Source organism: Micromonospora sp. MH33, assembly GCF_003013775.1.
In the GTDB taxonomy this organism is placed as follows: Bacteria; Actinomycetota; Actinomycetes; order Mycobacteriales; family Micromonosporaceae; genus Micromonospora; species Micromonospora fulviviridis.
Genome location: NZ_MUYZ01000454.1, coordinates 1 through 3643, shown reverse-complemented (window position 1 = coordinate 3643; position 3643 = coordinate 1). Strand labels below are relative to the sequence as shown.

General features: G+C 73.4%; 5 protein-coding genes. 3 read left to right on the top strand and 2 right to left on the bottom strand.

Going from position 1 to position 3643, the window contains the following annotated elements:
• The coding region (locus tag B0E53_RS34270) for a hypothetical protein (RefSeq protein WP_210406329.1) at positions 1–202 on the bottom strand (202 nt) is incomplete at its 3' end.
• A 149-nt stretch (positions 203–351) separates the two neighbouring features.
• Between B0E53_RS34270 and B0E53_RS34265 the strand changes: the two genes are divergently transcribed.
• Entirely contained in the window at positions 352–990 is a 639-nt protein-coding gene (locus B0E53_RS34265; protein WP_107079693.1) for a TetR/AcrR family transcriptional regulator, read from the top strand.
• 65 nt (positions 991–1055) lie between these two features.
• A complete protein-coding gene (locus B0E53_RS34260; protein ID WP_107079692.1) occupies positions 1056–1283 on the top strand; it encodes a DUF3107 domain-containing protein in 228 nt (75 codons plus the stop codon).
• A gap of 50 nt (positions 1284–1333) precedes the next feature.
• On the opposite strand, the gene B0E53_RS34255 is transcribed toward B0E53_RS34260, so the two are convergent.
• Positions 1334–1975, bottom strand: a complete 642-nt coding sequence (locus tag B0E53_RS34255) for a ferritin-like fold-containing protein (protein WP_107079691.1) — start codon at positions 1973–1975, stop codon at positions 1334–1336.
• Between the two features lie 295 nt (positions 1976–2270).
• Between B0E53_RS34255 and B0E53_RS34250 the strand changes: the two genes are divergently transcribed.
• On the top strand, positions 2271–3643 hold a 1373-nt coding region (locus tag B0E53_RS34250), incomplete at its 3' end, for a DEAD/DEAH box helicase (RefSeq protein WP_107079690.1).

Sequence of the window (3643 nt, the reverse complement as noted above, 5' to 3'; positions counted from 1 at the left end):
GGTCGCCGTGCCGGGGGGACGAGGCACCCCAGCCGGTGGTGAGGTCGACGCGGGGCCAGGCGCCGGGCGCCGGTGCGCCCCGGGCCCAGCCGGTCGCCGGGGGCGCCCACCCGCTGCCGGCGCGGGCCAGGTCGTCCTGCTGACCCGTGCCGTCGCCGTGCTCTCCCGGGGTGGCGGCTCCGGGTTGCCCTGATTCACTCACCGCGCGCTCCTTGGTCGCCCCCGCTGAGGCTACCGTGTGGTGACAGTGGCGATAAGTTACAGCGGCGGGCCAATTCCGCGCCGGGTTCACGGACCCGGACCGGTTCGGGTGATAAGTGCCGGCTCGTACAGAGAAACTCGGAGGTTCCCATGACCGCTGTGGGGAACGGTGCGCAGACCGCCGGCCGGCCCACCCGCCTGCCCCGCTCGGCGCGGCGCAAGCAGCTGCTCGCGGCCGCCCAGGAGGTGTTCGTCGCGCAGGGCTACCACGCCGCCGCGATGGACGACATCGCCGAGCGGGCGGGAGTCTCCAAGCCCGTGCTCTACCAGCACTTCCCCGGCAAGATGGAGCTCTACCTGGCGCTGCTGGACACGCACTGCGACGCCATCGTGGCGAAGGTGCACGACGCGATGCGCGGCACCCAGGACAACAAGGAGCGGGTCGGCGCCTCGGTGCGCGCGTACTTCGACTTCGTCGACCACGAGAGCGAGGCGTTCCGGCTGGTCTTCGAGTCGGACCTGCGCAACGACCCGGCCGTCCGGCAGCGGGTGGAGCGGGTGGAGCAGGGCTGCATCGCCGCGATCACCGACACCATCATCTCGGACACCGGCGTGAGCCGGGCGCACGCCGAGCTGCTCGCCTCCGGCCTGGTCGGTGCGGCCGAGACGGCCGCCCAGTTCTGGCTGGCCGGCGGCCGTCAGGTGCCCAAGGCGGAGGCCGAGGCGCTGGTCGCGGCCCTGTCCTGGCGGGGCATCGCCAGCTTCCCCCTGCAAGGTGAGTCAGCCTGAACATCGGGCCGCCGGATCGGATAGCCTTCCCACGGTGGCTTTTTCGCCCCAGTTGAGGAGGCACAGTGGAGGTCAAGATCGGCGTGCAGTACGCGCCGCGGGAGCTGGTCCTGGAGAGCGCGCAGTCGCCGGCCGAGATCGAGCAGATCGTGACCGACGCCGTCGCCAAGGGTGAGGGCGCCCTCTCCCTGACCGACGAGAAGGGCCGGCGGGTCATCGTGCCGGTCACGAAGGTCGCCTACGTCGAGATCGCGGAGGCCTCGCCCCGCGCGGTCGGGTTCACCGTCCGCTGATACCCGCCGGCCCGCCGTGGCGGGGAGGCCCGTCACGGCGGCGCCGGGCGTCAGTTGTTCAGCCCCGCGGCGGTCATCCGCGCGGTGTGCGCGTCGGTCAGCCGGCGGAACAGCGCCGGCACGTCCACACCCTCCCGGGAGATCAGCGCGGTGAGGCCGCCCCGGTCGGCGGCGGCGACCCGGCCGGCCTGGGAGAGCGCCTCGCCGACCAGCCGCCGGGCCCACATGGAGAGCCGGTTGGCCACCCGCGGGTCGGCCTCGATGGCGGCCCGGATCTCGGTGGCGGCGAACTCGACGTATCGGGAGTCGTGCAGCACGTCGAGGATCAAACGCCGGTCCGGCCCGTCGAGGCCGCCGGCGATCCCGCGCAGGAAGTCGTCGCTGATGGCGTCGCCCACGTACGCCTTGGTCACCGCCTCCAGCCAGTCCTTCGGCTCGGTGGAGTCGTGGTACGCCCGCAACGCCTCGACGTAGGGGGCCATGGCCTCGTCGGGGGTCACGCCGAGCGCGGTGATCCGGTCGGCGATCCCGCGGTAGTGCGCGATCTCGGCGGCGGCCATCTCGCTCAGCGCGGCCCGTCGGCGCAGGTCGGGGGCAAGCCGGGCGTCGGCGGCCAGCCGGTCGAAGGCGAGCAGTTCGCCGTACGCCACGAGGCCGAGCAGGTCGACCAGGGCGGGGTCGGGGGCGGGCACGAGCGCAGGCTACCTCCCGGGCGCCAGACCGCCGGACGTGACCCAGGTCACACGGGGTCACCCCCGGGCGCGGTGCGGCGATCGGAATCAGGACGGCCCCGGCGCCGTTCAGCTAAGATGACACAGTTGCCGTGGGCACCGATTCGTTCAGCTGAGCTGATCAGCATCGTCCCCGGCGCGCGTGCGGCCCGGTCCGGCTCGGCGAACACCGCCCCCGACCGTGTGGCCCGCGCCATACCGTTCGCGCCCTGAGGACATGACGGGGCGCACCACGAGAGGGCACCCCCAAATCCAGATGAGCGAGCAGATTCAAGGCCAGGAACTGGCCCCCACCGCTCCGGTCCGTCCGGAAGCTCCCACGTTCGCCGAGCTCGGCGCCCGCCAGGAGACCGTCGAGGCGCTGGCCGCCGCCGGCATCACCCGCGCCTTCGCCATCCAGGAGTACGCGCTGCCGATCGGGCTGCGCGGCGTCGACCTGATCGGCCAGGCGCCGACCGGCACCGGCAAGACCCTCGGCTTCGGCATCCCGCTGCTGGAGCGCGTCTTCGCCCCCGCCGAGGGCAGCGACGGCGTGCCGCAGGCGCTGGTCGTCGTCCCCACCCGCGAGCTGGGCCTCCAGGTCGCCAAGGACCTCGACGCCGCGGGGCGCACCCGGGGCGTCCGGGTGCTGCCGATCTACGGCGGCGTCGCGTACGAGCCGCAGATCGACGCGCTGCGCAAGGGTGTCGAGATCCTGGTCGGCACCCCGGGCCGGCTGCTGGACCTGGCCAAGCAGAAGCACCTCCGGCTCGACCGGGTGCACGCGCTGGTGCTCGACGAGGCCGACCGGATGCTCGACCTGGGCTTCCTGGACGACGTCGAGAAGATCCTGGCCATGCTGCCGGAGGACCGGCAGACCATGCTCTTCTCGGCCACCATGCCGGACCCGATCGTCGCGCTGTCCCGGCGCTTCCTGCGCCGGCCGGTGACCATCCACGCCGGGCACACCGCCGAGACCGGCCCGTCGCCGCAGACCCAGCAGCTGGTCTACCGCACCCACTCGATGAACAAGGTCGAGATCGTGGCGCGCATCCTCCAGGCGGAGGGTCGCGGGCTCACCATGATCTTCACCCGGACCAAGCGGGCCGCCGACCGGGTGGCCGAGGACCTCGACTTCCGCGGTTTCGCGGTCGCCGCCGTCCACGGCGACCTGGGCCAGGGTGCGCGGGAGCGGGCGCTGCGGGCGTTCCGGGCCGGCAAGATCGACATCCTGGTCGCCACCGACGTGGCGGCCCGCGGGCTCGACGTCACCGGCGTCACCCACGTCATCAACTACGACTGCCCCGAGGACCAGGACACCTACACCCACCGGATCGGCCGCACCGGCCGGGCCGGCGCGTCCGGTGTCGCGGTGACCTTCGTCGACTGGGACGACATGCCCCGCTGGCGGATCATCGACAAGACCCTGGGGCTCGACATGCCCGAGCCGCCGGAGACCTACCACACCTCCCCGCACCTCTACACCGACCTGGACATCTCCCGGGACATCAGCGGCACCCTGCCGACCGCCGAGCGCACCCGCGCCGGCCTGTCGGCCGAGGTCGAGGAGGACCTGGGCGGTGGCCGCTCGCGGCGCGGCGAGCGCGGCGCGCGGCGCGGTGAGGGTCGGGGCGAGGGCCGGGGCGAGGG